The sequence below is a fragment of the Billgrantia montanilacus genome (assembly GCF_003336675.1).
GTDB lineage: Bacteria > Pseudomonadota > Gammaproteobacteria > Pseudomonadales > Halomonadaceae > Halomonas > Halomonas montanilacus.
In genome coordinates, this window is sequence record NZ_QPII01000007.1 from 130,055 (window position 1) to 149,191 (window position 19,137).

The following is a 19,137-nucleotide window of genomic DNA, read 5'->3' on the forward strand; positions in this document are numbered from 1 at the left end:
CCGGCTTTCTTACTTCCTTTCAGAGGTCGCTATGATGGAAATGGACATCAACGAGATTCGTGAGTATCTGCCGCACCGGTACCCCTTCCTGCTGGTGGATCGGGTCACGGAGCTGACACTCGGCGAACTGATCGTTGGCTACAAGAACGTCAGCATCAACGAGCCATTCTTCAACGGCCACTTTCCGCATCACCCGATCATGCCCGGTGTGCTGGTGCTCGAGGCCCTGGCACAGGTGTGTGGCATCCTGGGGTTCAAGACCGTCAACAAGCTGCCCGCCGATGGCTATGTCTACTACCTCGTGGGTAGCGACAACGTGCGCTTCAAGCGCCCTGTCATGCCCGGCGACTGCCTGGTGCTCGAGGCCCGCGTGGAGCGTGAAAAGCGGGGCATCTGGAAATTCGCCTGCCGTGCTACCGTAGGTGGGGAGCTGGCCTGTGAGGCCGACATCATTTGTGCCGAGAGGAAGGTTGCTTGATACATACCACTGCCATCGTCGATCCCAGTGCGCGTCTGGCCGAGGATGTCGAGGTCGGACCTTATACCGTGATCGGGCCCGACGTCGAGATCGGGGCCGGCAGCCGGATTGGTTCCCATGTCGTGGTCAAGGGGCCGACCGTGCTGGGTGCCCGCACCCGCATCTTCCAGTTCGCCTCGGTGGGCGAGGATTGCCAGGACAAGAAGTACGCTGGTGAACCGACGCGACTGGTGATGGGTGACGACAACATCATTCGCGAAGGGGCGACACTGCACCGGGGCACTATCCAGGATCGCGGCGAGACCACCATCGGCTCGCGCAACCTGTTCATGGCCTATGTCCACGTGGGGCACGACTGTGTCATCGGCAACGACTGCGTGCTTGCCAATCAGGTGACCCTGGCCGGTCATGTCATCCTGGGCGATTTCGCCATACTGGGTGGTCTCTCGGCGATTCACCAGTTCTGCCATTTCGGCTCCTATGCCATGGCCGGTGGCGGCTCGATCATCACCAAGGATACCCCGGCCTTCGTGATGATCAACGGCAACCCGGCCAAGCCCCATGGGCTAAACCTGACGGGTCTGAAGCGTCGTGGATTCTCGAAGGAGGCGATCAGGGCGCTGAGTGAGTCCTACAAGCTGGTCTATCGCCAGGGGTTGACCGTCGAGCAGGCACTGGACGGGATTCGCAGCCGTTTCTCGCTGCCCGAGACTGACGCCTTCACCGCCTCCATCGAGGTGTCGTCCCGTGGCATCGTTCGCTGACGTGACTCGGTCATGACGGTAAGACGTGTCTACATCGTGGCCGGTGAACTCTCTGGCGACAACCTGGGTACCGGCCTGATGCGCGCCCTCAAGGCCCGCCATCCGGACGTCGAATTCCGCGGCATCGGTGGCCCGGGCATGGTCGGGGAAGGCATGGAGAGTCGCTTTCCTCTGGAAACCCTTTCGGTGATGGGGCTGGTCGAGGTGATCAAGCACCTCCCCGAGCTGATTCGCGTGCGCCGCTCGCTCAAGGCCGATGCCCTGGCCTGGCAGCCGGATATCATGATCGGCATCGATGCCCCCGACTTCAATCTCGGCCTCGAACGGCAGTTGCGCGAGGCGGGTATCACCACTGCGCACTATGTCAGCCCCACGGTATGGGCCTGGCGCCAGGGGCGGGTCAAGGGTATCGCCCGTTCCGTCGATGCCATGCTCACCTTCCTCCCCTTCGAGGCCGCCTTCTATGCACGCCACCGGGTGCCGGTCGCCTTCGTCGGCCATCCGCTGGCGGACGAACTGCCGCTGACCAACGATCGTGCCACGGCCCGGGTCGCGCTGGGGTTGGACGAGGATGCGGCGGTACTGGCTCTGCTGCCGGGTTCGCGGGCCAATGAGATTCGCTTTCTCGGCGATACCTTCCTCGACGCCGCCGAGCAGCTGTGCCGGACCCGTCCCGCGCTCAAGGTGGTGATCCCCGCGGCGACGCCGAAGCGGCACGATGAGCTGAGCGCCTTGCTGGCGGCGCGCCCTGGCCTCGTCGGGCGGGTAGCGCTGCTCGACGGCCATGCCAGGGAGGCCATGGTCGCGGCCGATGCCGTGCTGCTGGCATCGGGGACCGCGGCGCTGGAGGCAATGCTCTGTCACCGCGCCATGCTGGTGGCCTACAAGATGGCGCCGGCCACCCACTGGCTGGCCAAGCGGTTGGTCAAGACGGAATGGGTCTCGCTGCCCAACCTGATCGCCCGCGAGACCCTGGTGCCCGAGCTGATCCAGGAAGCGGCCAGCGCGCCTGCCATCGCCGCGCGCCTGGCCGAGATGCTTGACGATGACGACTATCGCCTGGCGCTGGAGACGCGCTTCGCCGAGATGCATGCCGGGCTGCAGCGCGATGCCAGTCGCCGTGCCTGTGACGCCGTCGAGGCGCTGGTCGAGGGGCGTGCGCTGCCCGAGAGCGTCTCGCCCGCCAGCGCTGTCGCCGCCGCCGAGGCGGGGGCGAAGCCAGGGGATGCCCGGGCGGTAGAGGAGAGGAGCCCGGAGCGATGAAACCCTATGACCTGCCACCCCTGACCATCGACTACCAGGGCACCCTGCTGGCGGGCGTCGACGAGGTCGGCCGCGGACCGCTGGTTGGTGCCGTGGTGGCCGCCGCCGTGATTCTCGACCCGGCCAGGCCCATTGCCGGCCTGGCCGACTCCAAACAGCTCACGACAGAGCGCCGCGCACGGCTGGATGGTGAGATTCGTGAAAAGGCCCTGTCATTCGCCGTGGCCGAGGCGTCGGTTGCCGAGATCGACGAACTCAATATCTATCACGCCACCCACCTCGCCATGCGCCGGGCCATCGATTCCCTGCCGCTGGCCGCGGAGTACCTGCTGGTGGACGGTAATCGCCTGCCCGGGCATCATGTTCCCGGGCAGGCGGTGGTGAAGGGCGATGCCCGCCATCCGGCCATTGCCGCGGCTTCGATACTCGCCAAGGTGGCGCGCGATGCGCAGATGGTGGCGCTCGACGGCCTCTTTCCCGGCTACGGCTTCGCCCGCCACAAGGGCTATCCGACCCGCGAGCACCTGGCCGTCCTGGAGCGCCTGGGGCCGCTGCCGGAGCACCGCCGCTCCTTCGGCCCCGTCAAGCGCCAACTGGCGCTGTTCTAGGTAGCCCCTGTTAGCGAGGGGCGCCGGGGATAGGCCGTAGGGGAGGTCCGATTCCAGGGAAGGAATCGGTAGCGTACAAGGAGGTATTCACAGCGCCTCCCCGACGGGCCGGCGCTCCGGGGCCTATTCCCGGATCAGCCCCGAGCGAAGCAGGATGCGATAGCCTATGCCATACCACAGGTCCAATAGCCTGGTTTTCGTACCGACCATTTACCGCCAAGCTTCGAGCCCCTTATGACCACGCCCTTCGTACATCTTCGCGTTCACACCGAATACTCGCTGGTCGACGGCCTGGTGCGGCTCAAGCCGCTGATCAAGGCCACGGCCGAGCGGGGCATGCCTGCCCTGGCCGTCACCGACGAGGCCAACCTGTTCGGCCTGGTCAAGTTCTATCGCGGTGCCCAGGGTGCCGGGCTCAAGCCGATCATCGGCGCCGACCTCTGGCTGGCCAACCCCCTGGATGAGGGGCACCCCTACCGCCTGACCCTGCTGGCCATGAACGACATCGGCTACCGAAACCTCACCGAGCTGATATCCCGCGGCTGGATGGAGGGGCAGCGGCAGGGTCGGGCGCTGCTCGACCGCGCCTGGGTGCTCGAGCAGAGCGAGGGGCTGATCGCTCTGTCCGGTGCCCGCGACGGTGAGATAGGCCGGCACCTGCTCTCCGACCACCGGGACGAAGCCCGGGCGCTGCTGGACGAGTGGAACGCCGCCTTCCCGGGGCGCTTCTATCTGGAGCTGGTGCGTACCGGCCGCCCGCTGGAAGAGGAGTGCGTACACCTGTCGGTGGCGCTGGCCATGGAGACGGGTACGCCGGTGGTGGCCACCAACGATGTTCGTTTCCTCGAGCGCGACGACTTCTGGGCCCACGAGACCCGGGTCTCCATTGGCGAGGGCCGTGCGCTCGACGACAAGCGACGTGAGCGGCGCTACACCGAGGAGCAGTACCTCAAGAGCCCCGAGGAGATGGCCGACCTCTTCTCGGATATCCCCGCTGCGCTCGAGAACAGCCTGATGATCGCCGCGCGCTGCAGCGTGGACGTGCGGCTGGGCGAGATATTCCTGCCCGAATTCGAGATTCCCGAGGGGCTGACCCAGGACGAGTTCTTCCGCAAGGTCTCCCACGATGGCCTGACCGAGCGGCTTGACTTCCTGTTCCCGGCCGAGCGTTACCCGCGGGACGGGGCGGCGTATGCCGAGATCGACGCCCGCTACCGCAAGCGGTTGGATTTCGAGCTCGACATCATCATCCAGATGGGATTCCCCGGCTACTTTCTGATCGTGATGGACTTCATCCAGTGGGCCAAGGACAACAATGTCCCGGTGGGGCCGGGGCGTGGCTCCGGTGCCGGCTCGCTGGTGGCCTACGCCCAGAAGATCACCGACCTCGACCCGCTGGAGTATGACCTGCTGTTCGAGCGCTTCCTCAACCCCGAACGGGTCTCGATGCCCGACTTCGACGTCGACTTCTGCATGGAGAAGCGCGACCGGGTCATCGAGTACGTGGCCGACCGCTACGGGCGCAACGCCGTGTCCCAGATCGTCACCTTCGGCACCATGGCCGCCAAGGCGGTGGTGCGTGACGTGGCTCGGGCCCAGGGCCGGCCCTATTCGCTCGGCGACAAGCTCTCCAAGCTGATTCCCTTCGAGGTCGGCATGACCCTGGCCAAGGCCATCGAGGCCGAGCCGGCGCTGAAGGAGTTTATCGACAACGACGATGAGGCCCAGGAAATCTGGGAGATGGCGATCAAGCTGGAGGGCATCACCCGCGGCACCGGCAAGCACGCCGGCGGCGTGGTGATCGCCCCCACCAAGCTCACCGACTTCGCACCGCTGCTGTGCGACGAGGAGGGCAACGGCCTGGTCGTGCAGTTCGACAAGAACGACATCGAGGAGGCCGGGCTGGTCAAGTTCGACTTCCTGGGATTGCGGACCCTGACCATCATCGACTGGGCGCTGGAGATGGTCGACAAGGTGCGTGCGGCGGCCGGCCAGGGGCCGCTGAATATCGACACCATCCCGCTGGACGACGCCCCCACCTTCGAGATGCTCAAGCGCGCCGAGACCACGGCGGTGTTCCAGCTCGAATCCCGCGGCATGAAGGAGCTCATCAAGCGCCTGCTGCCGGACTCGCTGGAGGACATGATCGCCCTGGTGGCGCTGTTCCGCCCCGGCCCCCTGCAGTCGGGCATGGTCGACGACTTCATCAACCGCAAGCACGGCCGTGCCGAGATCTCCTACCCCCACCCGGACTACCAGCACGAACTGCTCAAGCCGGTGCTCGAGCCCACCTACGGCATCATCCTCTACCAGGAGCAGGTGATGCAGATCGCCCAGGTGCTGGCGGGGTACAGCCTGGGGCAGGCTGACATGCTGCGCCGGGCCATGGGCAAGAAGAAGCCCGAGGAGATGGCCAAGCAGCGTGCCGGCTTCATGGAGGGCTGCGCCGCCAACGGCATCGACAAGGAGCTCGCGGGCAACATCTTCGACCTGGTGGAGAAATTCGCCGGCTACGGCTTCAACAAGTCGCACTCGGCGGCCTACGGCCTGGTCTCCTACCAGACCGCCTGGCTCAAGTCGCACTACCCCGGCCCCTTCATGGCGGCGGTGATGTCCACTGAAATGGACAACCTCGACAAGGTGGTGCCGCTGATCGAGGAGTGCCGGCACCTGGGGCTGACCGTGACCCCGCCGGACGTCAACGTCGGCGGCTACAAGTTCACCGTCGATATCGAGGCGCGGGTGGTCTATGGCCTGGGTGCCATCCGCGGCGTGGGCGAGGGGCCCATCGGCGCCATCGTCGAGGCCCGCGAGGCCGACGGCCCCTTCAGCGACCTGTTCGACTTCTGCCGCCGGGTCGACCCCCGGCGCATGAACAAGCGCACCCTGGAGGCGCTGATCCGCTCCGGGGCGCTGGACAACCTCGGCCCCAACCGCGCGGTGCTCAGCGCGGCGATGGAGGCCGCGCTCAAGGCTGCGGCCCAGACCCAGGCCAACCAGAACCTGGGCATGATCGACATGTTCGGCGAGGCCTTCGCCGACGAGGCGGAGGTGGATCCCTACGAGGCCTATCGGCAGACCCGTGAGTGGACCGACAAGGAGCGTCTGGCCGGCGAGAAGGAGACGCTGGGGCTCTACCTCACGGGTCACCCCATCGACGAGTACGAACAGGAGCTCAAGCGCTTCGTCTCGACGCGTATCAGCGACCTCAAGCCTTCTCGCGAGCCGCAGCGGGTCGCCGGCCTGGTGGTGGGGATGCGCACCATGAAGTCCAAGCGCGGCGACACCATGGCCTTTCTCACCCTCGACGACCGTACCGGACGCATCGAGGCGTCGTTGTTCGGTGAGATGTTCGAGGCGCTGCGTGGCCAGCTCGACACCGAGCAGGTCTTGATCGTCGAGGGGGAGGTTTCCAGCGACGACTATTCCGGCGGGCTGCGCCTGCGCGGCAAGGAGATCACCCCCATGGTGGCGGCGCGCAGCCGCTACGGCGAGGCCGTGGAGCTCTCCCTCGACGGCGACCGGGTCAACGGGCGGCTGGTGGACAACCTCCGCGACAGCCTCTCGCCCCACTGCGATGCCAGTGGACTGCCGGTCCGGCTGCGTTATCGCAACGGCGAGGCCGTCGGCTGGCTGGAACTGGACGAGCAGTGGCGGGTAGCGCCCTGCGACGAACTGCTGATCGCGCTGCGCGAGGTGCAAGGGCAGGATGGCGTGCGGCTGAAGTATCGCTAGGCATCGACTTGCGCCGGTCCAGCAAGGGGCGAGAGGCGGGGGCGCCGGGGACAGGTCGAAGCGGAGGTCCTTTTCCAGGGATGGAAAAGGTAGCGCCCAGGGACGGGTTCACAGCGCCTCCGCATAGACCTGTCGCCGGAAAAGCCGCGTTTTCACGCCTTGCGCGACTTCGTCAGGGTGCGATAATGCCGACACTCGAATTTATGGCTTCCGGGGCAAGAAGCGGTCAATGTACCCCGGCGACAGCAATGACAAGGCGGCTTAGCCACTATGAATCCCAACTATCTCGATTTCGAACAGCCCATCGCCGAGCTTCAGGCCAAGATCGAAGAACTGCGCCTGGTCGGCAACGACAGTCAGGTCAGCCTCAGTGACGAGGTCAGTCGGCTCGAAGAGAAGAGCCGCAAGCTCACCGAGTCGATCTTCAAGGGCCTGAGCCCCTGGCAGGTATCGCAGCTTTCGCGCCACCCGCAGCGCCCCTACACCCTGGACTATCTCGAGCACATCTTCACCGACTTCGATGAGCTGCATGGCGACCGTCGCTTTGCCGACGACCCGGCCATCGTCGGCGGGGTGGCTCGCCTGGACGGCCGCCCGGTCATGGTGATCGGCCACCAGAAGGGGCGCGAGGTGAAGGAGAAGGTGCGCCGCAACTTCGGCATGCCGCGCCCCGAGGGCTACCGCAAGGCGTGTCGGCTGATGGAGATGGCCGAGCGCTTCAAGATGCCGGTGCTGACCTTCATCGATACGCCCGGCGCCTATCCCGGCATCGATGCCGAGGAGCGCGGCCAGTCGGAAGCGATCGCCTACAACCTGGCGGTGATGTCGCGTCTGAAGACCCCGATACTCGCCACCGTGGTGGGCGAGGGCGGCTCCGGCGGGGCGCTGGCCATCGGCGTCTGCGACGAGCTGGCCATGCTGCAGTATTCCACCTATTCGGTGATCTCGCCGGAGGGTTGCGCCTCGATCCTGTGGAAGAGCGCCGATAAGGCCTCCGATGCCGCCCAGGCCATGGGCATCACCGCCGAGCGGCTCAAGGAGCTGGGCTTCGTCGATACGCTGATTCCTGAGCCGCTGGGCGGTGCCCATCGGCATCCTATCGATACCGCCGAGCGGGTCAAGGCGGCGCTGCTGGCCAGTCTCGACCGATTGGAGGCCATGGATACCGAGGCCCTCCTCGAACGCCGGTATGAGCGCCTGATGAGCTATGGCGCTCCTGCTTAGAGGCCTTTCTGCGCTCGGTCATACTGCGTTAAAAATCGGCTGGTGCGCCAGCCCGGTCAAGATGCTCATTTACTAAAGTAAACTCGTGCGCGAGTCCGGTCCGTCTTCGCCAATTTTTGCCTTGCGACCCACAAGGATGTGGGAAGTGCGAAGGCCCGTAGGGAACGGGCCTAGCCCTGACCTTCGCTCGAAGCGGCCCCGCTGGGTTTGAGGGTTGCTCATGTTCCTACAGCTTCTTATCGACGACGCTCTGGCGGAGACCCCGCCAGGGCGTGTCGTCTGGGTGGCCCTCTCCGGCGGGCTGGATTCCTCGCTGCTGCTTAGCCTGACGGCAGAGTCGTGCCGACGCTATCCCCGCCCGCTCTACGCGCTCCACGTGCATCATGGCCTGCAGGCCGCCGCCGATGACTTCGAGATCCACTGCCGGCGGCTTTGCTCCCGTCTCGGGGTGCCGCTGTTCGTCGAGCGAGTTGACGTCTCGCTGTCGGCTGGACTAGGGCTGGAAGGGGGGGCGCGGCTGGCCCGCTATTCGGCCTTTGAGCGCCGGGTCGCCTGCGGCGAAACCCTGTGGCTCGCCCAGCACCGCGACGACCAGGCCGAGACCTTCCTGCTCGCTGCCCTGCGTGGCAGCGGCGTGCGCGGCCTGGCAGGGATGCCAACGCGTCGCGACGCCCGTGGCGTGGCGCTCGAACGCCCGTTGCTGGACACCCCACGAAGCGCACTCGAGGCCCATGCCGCACGGTTGGGACTGCGCTGGATCGAGGATCCCTCCAACGCCGACGAGTCACTCGATCGCAACTTCCTGCGCCGCAACGTGCTGCCGCTGCTGCAGTCGCGCTGGCCGCATACCGGCGAGGTGCTGGCGAGCGCGGCAAGGCAAGCCGGGGAGGCCGATGCGCTGCTCGACGAACTGGCCGCCCTGGACCTCCAGCACCTGGGGGGAGATCCCGGGCAGCTCTCGGTAACGGCCGTCAGGGCCTTGTCGCCCCCCCGCCAGCGGCTGCTGATTCGTCACGCCTGCCGCTGCCTGTCGCTTCCTACGCCTCCCGAGGCGCGCCTCGCCGCCTTGATGGCGCAGCTGTCGGCGCGTCGCGATGCGAGGGTACAAATCGGCTGGTCGAGCGGTGAAGCGCGTATCTGGCGGGAGCGCCTCTACCTGCGCTTCCCGAGCGGCCCGCTGCCGGCGGGGTGGAGTGTCGATTGGGACGGGCTGTCGCCCCTGACGACCCCTCTGGGGCGCTGTAACCCGACGCTGCGGCGCCGAGATGGCGGGCCTGCCGAGCTTCGGCTCGCGCTGCGCCGGGGTGGCGAGCGTTTGCGCCTGGCGGAGCGTGGTTCGCGGGATCTGAAACGCCTGCTGCAGGAGGCTGAACTCCCTCCCTGGGAGCGTGAGCGGCTGCTGGTGGCATGGCATGGTGAAGCGGTCGTGGCGGTATTGCAGCCGGAGCAGGGGCGCTGGCTGGCCGTGGCCGAGGGCTGGGAAGGCGCGCCAGACAGCGGTGAGGCGGCTCAGCTGCCCTCGCTGGCGAATTCGCCGTCGCGCTCCAGCATGTCGTAGAGTACCCCCTCCCGCAGGGCGCCATCGGCGAAACGCATCCGGGTGAGGCCGAATGTATCGAAGATGGCACCAAGGATGGCCACGCCGGCGGGAAAGATGCGCGCCCGGTCGAGCTTGAGCCCCTCCATGGCGACGTTATCGAGGTGTCCGCAGGCGATCAGTCGTTGGCGCAGGCCGAGGAGTCCCTGGCGGGTAATCGTGCCTTCGTCGCTATCCCCGTCGCTTGCCGCGAGGACCGACGCGACGGCCTTGATGGTGCCGCTGGAACCGACGGGATCGCTCCAGCCGAAGGCCTGGTAGGCGCGGCTGATCCGGCTGCACGCCGCCTTGGCGGCCTGCTCGGCCCGGCTCATGCTGGCTTCGCAGAGGAAACCGTCGGAGAAATGGCGGTGGGTGAAGGTCACACAGCCGATGTCCAGGCTTTCCAGGTGGAGCGGCTCGAAGTTTTCGCCGATGGCGAACTCGGTGGAGCCGCCGCCGATATCGACAATCAGACGCTTGCCGTTCTCGGCCAGGGCGTGCGCCGCCCCCAGGTAGATCAGGCGCGCCTCCTCGCGGCCGTCGATGATCTCGATGCGACAGCCGAGCAGCGACTCTGCGCGCTCGACAAAGGCCTGGCTGTTACGGGCCGTGCGCAGTGCACTGGTGCCCACGACCCTCAGGCGACCGGGCGCAATATCGCCCAGCAGGGGGGTGAAGCGAGCCAGGCAGCTGAGTGCGCGCTGCATCGCCTCCTCGCTCAACCGATTGGCCTTGTCGAGCCCGGCGGCGAGCTGGACCTTCTCGCCCAAGCGCGACACCGCCTGCAGCCGACCCTCCTGGTAGCTGGCTACCAGCAGGTGGAAGCTGTTGGAGCCCAGGTCGATCGCGGCCAGCCGCGGAAGGGGGGCAGTGGCGGCGAGCGGTGTTTCAGGGCGATGCCGGTCCATTGGCTGAGTCATCGAGACATCCTGATGGCAGAGAGTCCAAGGTTGCGGCGACTCCCCTGCCGTGTCAATTAGCGGGGTGTGTCTGTTTATGGGGTTGCGTTCGACGCCGCCCTTGACTAACATCGAGTCGTTCGCCTGTTCCGAATGCTTTCCGACCGAGACACGACGTCCGCGTCGCGGTCAACATCAAGTCGTCAGACAGCCCCTTTTGTCGCCCGCTATCATGTGCCTGAAAGCCATGGTGGCACTTGAAGACGCCCAGGCGATTACAGTCCAGGCGACAATAGCGCTGCTCCCTCGAACACGATACCGTTCCGGCGACCCCTTCTAGTGCTGGTTAATGCCTGGAAAAGGTCGTGTTTAGCCGGTCATCACCTGCGAGTGGAAGCCTTACCAGGCTCTGAACGCACCCAAGCGGCGTACCGTTCTTATCCCCGTCACATTCACGGCGCCGTGCCGCCACGCTGACATGAGCAACTTCCGAACACACCGATGAATCTTACCGAACTCAAGCAAAAGACCGTCCCGGAGCTCCTGGAGCTTGCCCGCGAAATGGGCATCGACAATCTTGCTCGCTCGCGCAAGCAGGACATCATCTTCGCCATCCTCAAGAAGCACGCCAAGAGCGGTGAGGATATCTACGGCGATGGGGTGCTCGAAATCCTGCAGGACGGCTTCGGCTTCCTGCGTAGCGCCGACAGCTCCTACCTGGCCGGCCCCGACGACATCTATGTTTCGCCGTCGCAGATCCGTCGCTTCAACCTGCGCAAGGGCGATTCCATTTCCGGCAAGATTCGACCGCCGAAGGAAGGGGAGCGTTACTTCGCGCTGCTCAAGGTCAGCCAGATCAACTTCGACAAGCCGGAAAACGCCAAGCACAAGATCCTGTTCGAGAACCTCACGCCACTGTTCCCCCAGGAGCGGCTGCGCATGGAGATCGGCAATGGCTCCACCGAGGATCTGACGTCGAGGATCATCGATCTCACCGCGCCTATCGGCAAGGGCCAGCGCGGATTGATCGTCTCGCCGCCCAAGGCGGGCAAGACGTTGATGCTGCAGAACATCGCCACCTCGATCACGCGTAACGACCCCGACTGTCACCTGATCGTCCTGCTGATCGACGAGCGCCCCGAGGAAGTGACCGAAATGTCGCGCACGGTGCGCGGCGAAGTGGTCGCCTCGACCTTCGACGAGCCGCCGGCCCGTCACGTCCAGGTCGCCGAGATGGTGATCGAGAAGGCCAAGCGCCTGGTCGAGCACAAGAAGGACGTAGTCATCCTGCTCGACTCCATTACCCGCCTGGCGCGGGCCTACAACACCGTCGTGCCCAGCTCCGGCAAGGTACTCACCGGTGGTGTCGACGCCCACGCCCTGGAGAAGCCCAAGCGCTTCTTCGGTGCCGCGCGAAACATCGAGGAGGGCGGCAGCCTGACCATCATCGCCACGGCGCTGGTGGATACCGGCTCCAAGATGGACGAGGTGATCTTCGAGGAGTTCAAGGGCACCGGCAACATGGAGGCCCACCTCGACCGCAAGCTCGCCGAGCGTCGCGTCTACCCGGCGATCAACATTCGCCGCTCCGGCACCCGCCGCGAGGACCTGATCGCTTCCGAGGACGAGATGCAGCGCATGTGGATCCTGCGCAAGCTGCTCAACCCGATGGAAGATACCGCGGCTACCGAGTTCCTGATCGATCGACTCAAGGATACGAAGACAAACCTCGAGTTCTTCGAAGCAATGAAGCGCCGCTGATCGCTGTTGATGGTTGTCGAAGGCGTCGAGGCTCTCGGGGCTGTTCCGTCGACAAGCCTGCGGGGAGGCGCTGTGAATACCTCCCTGTACACTACCTACGCCATCCATGGCGTAGGACCTCCCCTCCGGCTTGTCCCCGGCGCCCCTCGCCGCGGTCAATTCATGGCTCGGGGGCCTGTCGACGGAACAGCCGCGGCTTAAGAACGGTGAGGCTGGATTGTCAGCAGCTTCGCAGGGCGAAGCGATAAGGGGCGGCATGCTATGCTGCCCCTTTCGTCGTTCGTGATACGGGATAGGATTGGTTCATGAAATACAAGGATCTACGGGATTTTATCGCCGCGCTTGAGGCGCAGGGCGAGCTGGTTCGAGTCTCGGCCGAGGTCGACCCCTACCTGGAAATCACCGAGATCTGCGATCGCACCCTGCGCGCCGGCGGCCCGGCGCTGCTGTTCGAGAACGTCAAGGGTCACGACATGCCGCTGCTCGGCAACCTGTTCGGCACGCCGAAGCGGGTCGCCCTGGGCATGGGTCAGGACAGCGTCGAGGCGCTGCGCGAGGTGGGCAAACTGCTCGCCTTCCTCAAGGAGCCCGACCCGCCCAAGGGCATGCGTGACGCCTGGGACAAGCTGCCGATCTTCAAGCAGGTCATGAGCATGGGGCCGAAGACGGTGCGTTCGGCCCCGGTCCAGGCGCTCGTCTATGAGGGCGACGACGTCGACCTCGGTCGGTTGCCGATTCAGCACTGCTGGCCAGGCGATGTTGCCCCCCTGGTGACCTGGCCGCTGGTGGTCACCCGCGGGCCGCACAAGAAGCGCCAGAACCTGGGCATCTACCGCCAGCAGAAGCTCTCCCGCAACCGACTGATCATGCGCTGGCTGTCCCACCGTGGCGGCGCGCTCGACTTCCAGGAGTTCCAGCAGACCAACCCCGGCGAGCCTTTCCCGGTGGCGGTGGCACTGGGCGCCGACCCGGCCACCATCCTGGGTGCGGTCACCCCGGTGCCCGACTCGCTCTCCGAATACGCCTTCGCCGGTCTGTTGCGCGGTTCGCGTACCGAACTGGTCAAGTGCGGTCATGCCGATCTCGAAGTTCCTGCCTCGGCAGAAATCATTCTGGAAGGCTTTATCTACCCGGACGACTTGGCGCCGGAAGGTCCCTACGGCGATCACACCGGTTATTACAACGAGGTCGACGAATTCCCGGTTTTCACGGTCACGCGAATGACCATGCGTGAGAACGCCATCTACCACTCGACCTACACCGGACGGCCGCCGGACGAGCCGGCGATCCTGGGCGTGGCGCTCAACGAGGTCTTCGTGCCGATCCTGCGCAAGCAGTTTCCCGAAATTACCGACTTCTACCTTCCTCCTGAGGGTTGTTCCTATCGCATGGCGGTGGTGACCATGAAGAAGCAGTATCCGGGCCACGCCAAGCGGGTGATGATGGGGGTGTGGAGCTTCCTGCGCCAGTTCATGTACACCAAATTCGTGGTGGTACTCGACGACGACGTCAGCGCCCGCGACTGGAAGGATGTGATCTGGGCCATCACCACGCGGATGGACCCGGCGCGGGACACCGTGATGGTGGAGAACACGCCCATCGACTACCTCGACTTCGCCTCCCCCGTGGCGGGGCTGGGGTCGAAGATGGGGCTGGACGCCACTGCCAAGTGGCCCGGCGAAACCGATAGAGAGTGGGGCACGCCCATCGTCATGGACGAGGCCGTCAAGGTCCGCGTCAGCGAACGCTGGAACGAACTGGGTATCGCACTGCCTTCCAACCCTGATGACAAGAGGCATTCATGACGGCAAGGACCCTGACCTGCCAGGTGACGGCAGTGGAGGATCTCACCCCTGACGTGTTCCGCGTCCGGCTGGAGGGGCGCCCCGAAGCCATGGCCCATGACCCGGGCCAGTACCTCGAGCTGGCGCTCGACGATGAGACCTGGGTGCCGTTCTCCATTGCCAACGCCCATGGCGGTGACGGTACGATCGAACTGCATATCCAGCACTGGCCCGAGCGGGAGAACTCCGACCGCCTGCGCGACCTGGTCGTGGTTGCCCGGCACCTGACCCTGCGCATGCCGGGCGGTGACTGCGTGCTGGATAGCACCAGCCAGCGGCCATTGCTGTTGATTGCCGCCGGTACCGGCTTCGCCCAGATGAAGGCGATCATCGAAGCCTCACTGCACGAAGCCCCCGAGCGCCCCATCGACCTGTGGTGGGCGGCGCGGGAGCGGCGTGATCTCTATCTCGAGAGCCTGGCTCGGGAGTGGGCCGAGAACCACGAGAATGTCCGTTTCCATGTGGTCACCGAAGTGGCGCCGGAAACGCCGGTAGCCGGCGAGCGCATCCAGGGGCATCGGGGACGCATCGATCAGGCGCTGGCTGAGGGGCTCGGCGATATCTCCGGCCATGACGTCTACCTCTCCGGATCGCCGGGCATGGTCTACGCCTGTGTTGACGTGCTGGCCTCACTGAGGCTTAACGCTTCCCGAGTCTTCTCGGATGTCTTTGCCTATGCACCACGTCAACCGCTGGTACCCACGACAGGGGTGCTTCGGCGGGAGGGCGGCCGGTGAGCGCCTCGCCGATCCTGATCACCGGCGGTGCCCAGCGCCTGGGGCGCCACTGTGCCGAGCGGCTGGCCGAGGACGGGCATCCCGTGATCATCAGCTATCGCCGTGAACGCGAGGCGCTTACAGCCCTGCGCGAGCGGGGTATCGTGACCCTCGAGGCCGATTTCTCCACCGAAGCGGGGATCCTCGACTTTATCGCTCGCCTCAAGAGCGAGACATCGTCGCTGAGGGCCATCGTGCACAATGCCAGCGATTGGGCAGCGGACTCGGCCGGCGTCCAGGCGGGGGCGACCTTCGAGCGGCTGTTTCGTATTCATATGCAGGCGCCCTACCTCATCAACCTGCTCTGCCGTGAGCTGCTGGACGCCTGCGGGGAGCCCCAGCGCGATATCGTGCACATTACCGACTACGTTGTGCAGAAGGGCTCGAGGAAGCACGCCGCCTATGTCGCCACCAAGGCGGGGTTGGAGAGCCTGACGCTCTCTTTCGCGGCCATGTACGCCCCGTCGATCCAGGTCAACGCCATTGCCCCGGCCCTGATCATGCTCAATGAGGGCGACGATGAAGCCTACATCGAGAAGGCGCGGGCCAAGTCGGCCATGGGCATGGTGCCGGGACCGGGCGTGTTCTATCAGAGCCTGCGCTATCTCCTCGACAACCGCTATGTGACCGGAATCACGCTCCCGGTCGATGGCGGTCGTCATCTCCGCTAGACTGTCAGTCACAAGCACGCTGCCTTGCTGATCGAAGGTCAGCAGCAGCATGACGAACTCGCTGACGGAAAGGAGACGAGTATGGCCCCCCTCAAGGAGTATCACGACGAGAGTGGTCCGCTGTGGTTTCTTGCCCTGCTGGCAGTACTGGCGCTGAACCTGTTACCGCTGATCATCGGCGTGTTACGCGCTGTGGCCGCCTGATTCCGGACTTGCCAAGGTTGCCGCGATGCGGCACGATGAAGGCAGAATCCAGGGAGACAACCATGACACCCAGCCCTACCCAGACCTGTAGCTCCTTCAGCCGCGCCCCCGGTGCGGTGGAGTCGCGTGGTTGCGGTGGTCAGTTCGGTGGCAAGTTCAATGGTCAGTATTGGTACTGGTTTAGCGCCGGTGTGCCGGCGGTCGGGTCCTAGGACACCACCGCGAAGGCACACCCTAACCGGGTTGCCTCCCATCAGAAACCCCCGGTCGGCAACCCGACCGGGGGTTTTGCGTTATGCAGCCCCGAACACTATCTTTGCAACGCAGCCTTTTGCAACGCAGCAACGACAGGAGACGCACCATGACCGCACGCTACAGCGCCTTTGCCGCCTACGCCCGGAACCGCCAGGATTATTATGGCTGGGGCTATGGCTGGCGATTTAGCGCTACGCGGTCGGGTCAGTGCGCCACCTCCGACCGTGAGATCTCGGGTGGCACGGACGCGACACGATGTTTGCCGATCTCACGGAGTTGACCACCATGAATGCCCATACAACCCTTGCCGAGCGCCTGCCCGACAACCTTGCCGATCTCGATGTCGCCGCCGACGCGAACCGAACCGAGCTGACGCTACCGACACCCGTCGAACTGCGTCGCAGCCTCCCGCTGGACCCGCTGCTGGCCGAACGGCTCCAGGCCCAACGGCAGGCCGTCCACGATATCCTGCAGGGCCGTGACGACCGATTGCTGGTCGTGGTGGGCCCCTGCTCGATCCACGACCCCGTGGCGGCGCTGGAGTACGCGCAACGCCTGGCCGAGCTGGCACCCAGGGTGTCGGATCGCCTGCTGCCGGTGATGCGTGTCTACGTGGAGAAACCGCGCACCACGGTGGGCTGGAAGGGGCTTGCCTATGATCCCGGCCTCGACGGCAGTGGCGACATGGCCCTCGGCCTTCGGCTGTCGCGCCAGCTGATGCGCGATATTGCCTCGCTCGGCCTGCCGGTGGCGACCGAGCTGCTGCAGCCGATGCTTGCCCCCTACCTGGAAGATCTGCTGGCCTGGGTCGCCATCGGTGCGCGCACCACCGAATCCCAGCTGCATCGTGAGCTGGCCAGTGGCCTGGACGCGGCGGTGGGCTTCAAGAATGCCACCAGCGGCGACGTCAAGGTTGCCCTGGATGCCATGCAGGCGGCGGCGCATTCCCATCAGCACTTCGGCCTCGCCGCCGATGGTCGCCCCGTGATGCGGGAAACCGCGGGCAACCCCCACACTCATTTGGTGCTGCGGGGCGGCCATGGCGGTCCCAACCACGATGCCGATTCGGTGCGTGCCTGCCGCCAGGCGCTGGAAGCCGCCGGGCTGGCGCCTCGCCTGATGGTCGATTGTAGCCACGCCAATGCCTGCAAGGACCATCGCCGCCAGGGCGAGGTGCTGCGCGACGTACTGGCTCAGCGCCTGGCCGGGGAAACCTCGCTGATGGGGCTGATGCTGGAGAGCCACCTGGAGGAGGGGCGTCAGGCCCTCGAGCCCACCAGCATGCGCTACGGCGTGTCGGTGACCGATGCCTGCCTGGGCTGGGAAACCACTGAGAGGCTGCTGCTGGAGGCAGCGGCACAGCTTCGCTCGGCCTGATCCGGCCGGTTGGTCATGCCGACGCGGCCTCTTTGCCTGTACCGTGGCGGTGAATGACGGGATAATCCCGTACTTTCCCGCCGCGAGCCAAGCAGAGGAGGCACCGATGCCGTTCCGTTTCGAGCACCATGACCCGGAAACCTACCGTCGCAAGGCGCGGCTGATCAGCGTGGCCATGGCCGCCCAGCTGATCGTCTTCGGGCTGGTGCTCTCCCAGCTACTGACCACCACTTTCGGCTCCAGCCTCTGGCTCAATGGGCTGGGGGTGTTGCTGGGCCTGATCGTCACCAGCCTGACCTTCGCCGTGCTTCGCGAGCGCCCCTGGATGACCGAGATGCGTTACGTCTGGCAGCTCAAGCATCATCTTTCCCGGGTCAGTGGCTATCTTTCCACCCTGCGTCGCGAGGCGGCGCAAGGCAATGACGTGGCACTCGACCTGATGACCTTCTACCACCAGGGCATGGTTCAGCTGGCCGAGCTCAATGGCCGCACCATGGATGACGATGCCGAACTCATCGCTGAACGGCAGAAGATCCGGGCGCTGCGCCAAGAGCGGGGCCTGGCCGAGCGGGTAGAGGGGTTCGATCCGCACGACCTGGCCGCCTTCAAGCGTAGCTAGGCACCTGCCTGCCGTTGAGCCAGCATCAGAGCCGCGCGCTTGGCGAAGTAGGTGAGGATGCCGTCGGCACCGGCTCGCTTGAAGCACATCAAGGATTCGAGGATCACCTCGTCGGCCGATAGCCAGCCGTTGTCGAAGGCGGCCATGTGCATGGCGTACTCGCCGCTCACCTGATAGGCGTAGGTGGGCACCTTGAGCTCATCCTTGATGCGTCGCACCACGTCCAGATAGGGCATGCCCGGCTTGACCATCACCATGTCGGCCCCCTCGGCCAGGTCGAGGGCCACTTCGTGCAGCGCCTCGTCGCCGTTGGCCGGGTCCATCTGGTAGGTGCGCTTGTCCGCCTTCCCCAGATTGGCAGCGGAGCCCACGGCATCGCGGAAGGGGCCATAATAGTGGGAGGCGTACTTGGCACTGTAGGCCATGATGCGGACGTTGTGCAGATGCTCCTGCTCGAGTACCTGTCGTATCTCGCCGATGCGGCCATCCATCATGTCGGAGGGTGCCACCACGTCGACCCCGGCCTCGGCATGGGAGAGCGCCTGCTTGAGCAGGGTCTCCACGGTGCGGTCGTTGAGGACATAGCCGCTGGCGTCGATGATGCCGTCCTGGCCGTGACTGGTATAGGGGTCGAGGGCCACGTCGGTGATGATGCCCAGCTCGGGAATGGCCTCCTTCAGCGCCCTGACGCTGCGCTGCACCAGGCCGCTGGAGCTGTAGGCCTCTTCTGCCAGCTCGCTTTTCAGCGACGGGTCCACCACCGGGAACAGGGCGATGGCAGGAATGCCCATATCATGGGCTTCCCGGGCCTCCTCGATCAGCAGGTCCAGCGACAGCCGCTCTACGCCCGGCATCGAGGGGACGGTCTCGCGGCGCTTCTCGCCGTCGAGGACGAACACCGGCCAGATGAGATCGGCGGCGGTCAGGGTCGTTTCCCGCATCAGGCGACGCGAGAAATCGTCACGTCGCATGCGGCGCATGCGGGTGGCGGGAAATTGGCGTGTGGTCATGAAGCTCAAGGCATTTCTCCGGCTGTGGGGCCCAGGCGACCCCGTGTCGATGCCCTTGAGTATATCAGTG

The 19,137-nt window shown here is 65.4% G+C and carries 16 protein-coding genes and 1 pseudogene; 15 read left to right on the top strand and 2 right to left on the bottom strand.

Translation table 11 applies throughout. The features are described from left to right. The first annotated feature begins 34 nt into the window (after positions 1–34). The 7 genes from fabZ to tilS all read left to right on the top strand — a co-directional run bounded on the left by fabZ (position 35) and on the right by tilS (position 9,630). Positions 35–478, top strand: coding sequence for a 3-hydroxyacyl-ACP dehydratase FabZ (fabZ, locus tag DU505_RS11555; protein ID WP_114479208.1), 444 nt, complete (start codon positions 35–37; stop codon positions 476–478). Then, the gene (gene lpxA, locus DU505_RS11560) at positions 475–1,242 is read left to right on the top strand and encodes an acyl-ACP--UDP-N-acetylglucosamine O-acyltransferase (RefSeq protein ID WP_114479138.1); all 768 of its coding nucleotides are present in this window, start codon (positions 475–477) and stop codon (positions 1,240–1,242) included. The genes fabZ and lpxA overlap by 4 nt, the downstream gene beginning before the upstream one ends. A 12-nt stretch (positions 1,243–1,254) precedes the next feature. After that, positions 1,255–2,505: a lipid-A-disaccharide synthase gene (gene lpxB / locus DU505_RS11565; RefSeq protein WP_114479139.1), complete on the top strand. Its 1,251-nt coding sequence runs from the start codon at positions 1,255–1,257 to the stop codon at positions 2,503–2,505. Further along, positions 2,502–3,113, top strand: coding sequence for a ribonuclease HII (rnhB, locus tag DU505_RS11570; RefSeq protein WP_114479140.1), 612 nt, complete (start codon positions 2,502–2,504; stop codon positions 3,111–3,113). The genes lpxB and rnhB overlap by 4 nt, the downstream gene beginning before the upstream one ends. Positions 3,114–3,347: 234 nt before the next feature. Next, a complete protein-coding gene (gene dnaE, locus DU505_RS11575; protein ID WP_114479141.1) occupies positions 3,348–6,848 on the top strand; it encodes a DNA polymerase III subunit alpha in 3,501 nt (1,166 codons plus the stop codon). 270 nt (positions 6,849–7,118) lie between these two features. Continuing rightward, positions 7,119–8,072, top strand: coding sequence for an acetyl-CoA carboxylase carboxyl transferase subunit alpha (accA, locus tag DU505_RS11580; RefSeq protein ID WP_114479142.1), 954 nt, complete (start codon positions 7,119–7,121; stop codon positions 8,070–8,072). A 220-nt stretch (positions 8,073–8,292) separates the two neighbouring features. Then, entirely contained in the window at positions 8,293–9,630 is a 1,338-nt protein-coding gene (gene tilS, locus DU505_RS11585) for a tRNA lysidine(34) synthetase TilS (protein ID WP_114479143.1), read from the top strand. On the opposite strand, the pseudogene ppx reads toward tilS, so the two are convergent. After that, positions 9,609–10,559, bottom strand: a pseudogene (ppx, locus tag DU505_RS11590) (exopolyphosphatase); the annotation flags it as partial. The gene tilS and the pseudogene ppx sit on opposite strands and share 22 nt — an antisense overlap. A gap of 492 nt (positions 10,560–11,051) precedes the next feature. Here ppx and rho point away from each other — a divergent pair. The 8 genes from rho (at position 11,052) to DU505_RS11620 (ending at position 18,057) form a co-directional block, all read left to right on the top strand. Beyond that, positions 11,052–12,311, top strand: a complete 1,260-nt coding sequence (gene rho, locus DU505_RS11595) for a transcription termination factor Rho (RefSeq protein ID WP_114479145.1) — start codon at positions 11,052–11,054, stop codon at positions 12,309–12,311. 305 nt (positions 12,312–12,616) lie between these two features. Next, positions 12,617–14,116: a 4-hydroxy-3-polyprenylbenzoate decarboxylase gene (gene ubiD, locus DU505_RS11600; protein ID WP_114479146.1), complete on the top strand. Its 1,500-nt coding sequence runs from the start codon at positions 12,617–12,619 to the stop codon at positions 14,114–14,116. Beyond that, the gene (locus tag DU505_RS11605; protein WP_114479147.1) at positions 14,113–14,892 is read left to right on the top strand and encodes an NAD(P)H-flavin reductase; all 780 of its coding nucleotides are present in this window, start codon (positions 14,113–14,115) and stop codon (positions 14,890–14,892) included. Before ubiD ends, DU505_RS11605 begins: the two co-directional genes overlap by 4 nt. Further along, on the top strand, positions 14,889–15,602 hold the full coding sequence (gene folM / locus DU505_RS11610; protein ID WP_114479148.1) for a dihydromonapterin reductase: 714 nt from the start codon (positions 14,889–14,891) through the stop codon (positions 15,600–15,602). The genes DU505_RS11605 and folM overlap by 4 nt, the downstream gene beginning before the upstream one ends. A gap of 81 nt (positions 15,603–15,683) precedes the next feature. Beyond that, positions 15,684–15,806, top strand: coding sequence for a hypothetical protein (locus DU505_RS22990; RefSeq protein WP_255762564.1), 123 nt, complete (start codon positions 15,684–15,686; stop codon positions 15,804–15,806). 62 nt (positions 15,807–15,868) lie between these two features. After that, positions 15,869–16,018 (top strand): hypothetical protein, encoded by a 150-nt coding sequence (locus DU505_RS22580; RefSeq protein ID WP_181872806.1) that lies wholly within the window; start codon positions 15,869–15,871, stop codon positions 16,016–16,018. A gap of 328 nt (positions 16,019–16,346) precedes the next feature. Next, positions 16,347–17,438, top strand: coding sequence for a 3-deoxy-7-phosphoheptulonate synthase (locus DU505_RS11615; RefSeq protein ID WP_220250640.1), 1,092 nt, complete (start codon positions 16,347–16,349; stop codon positions 17,436–17,438). 106 nt (positions 17,439–17,544) lie between these two features. Next, positions 17,545–18,057: a DUF3087 family protein gene (locus DU505_RS11620; protein ID WP_114479150.1), complete on the top strand. Its 513-nt coding sequence runs from the start codon at positions 17,545–17,547 to the stop codon at positions 18,055–18,057. Here the strand turns inward: DU505_RS11620 and hemB are convergent. Further along, positions 18,054–19,067, bottom strand: a complete 1,014-nt coding sequence (gene hemB, locus DU505_RS11625) for a porphobilinogen synthase (RefSeq protein WP_422667021.1) — start codon at positions 19,065–19,067, stop codon at positions 18,054–18,056. The two genes, DU505_RS11620 and hemB, sit on opposite strands and share 4 nt — an antisense overlap. Positions 19,068–19,137 lie beyond the last annotated feature (70 nt).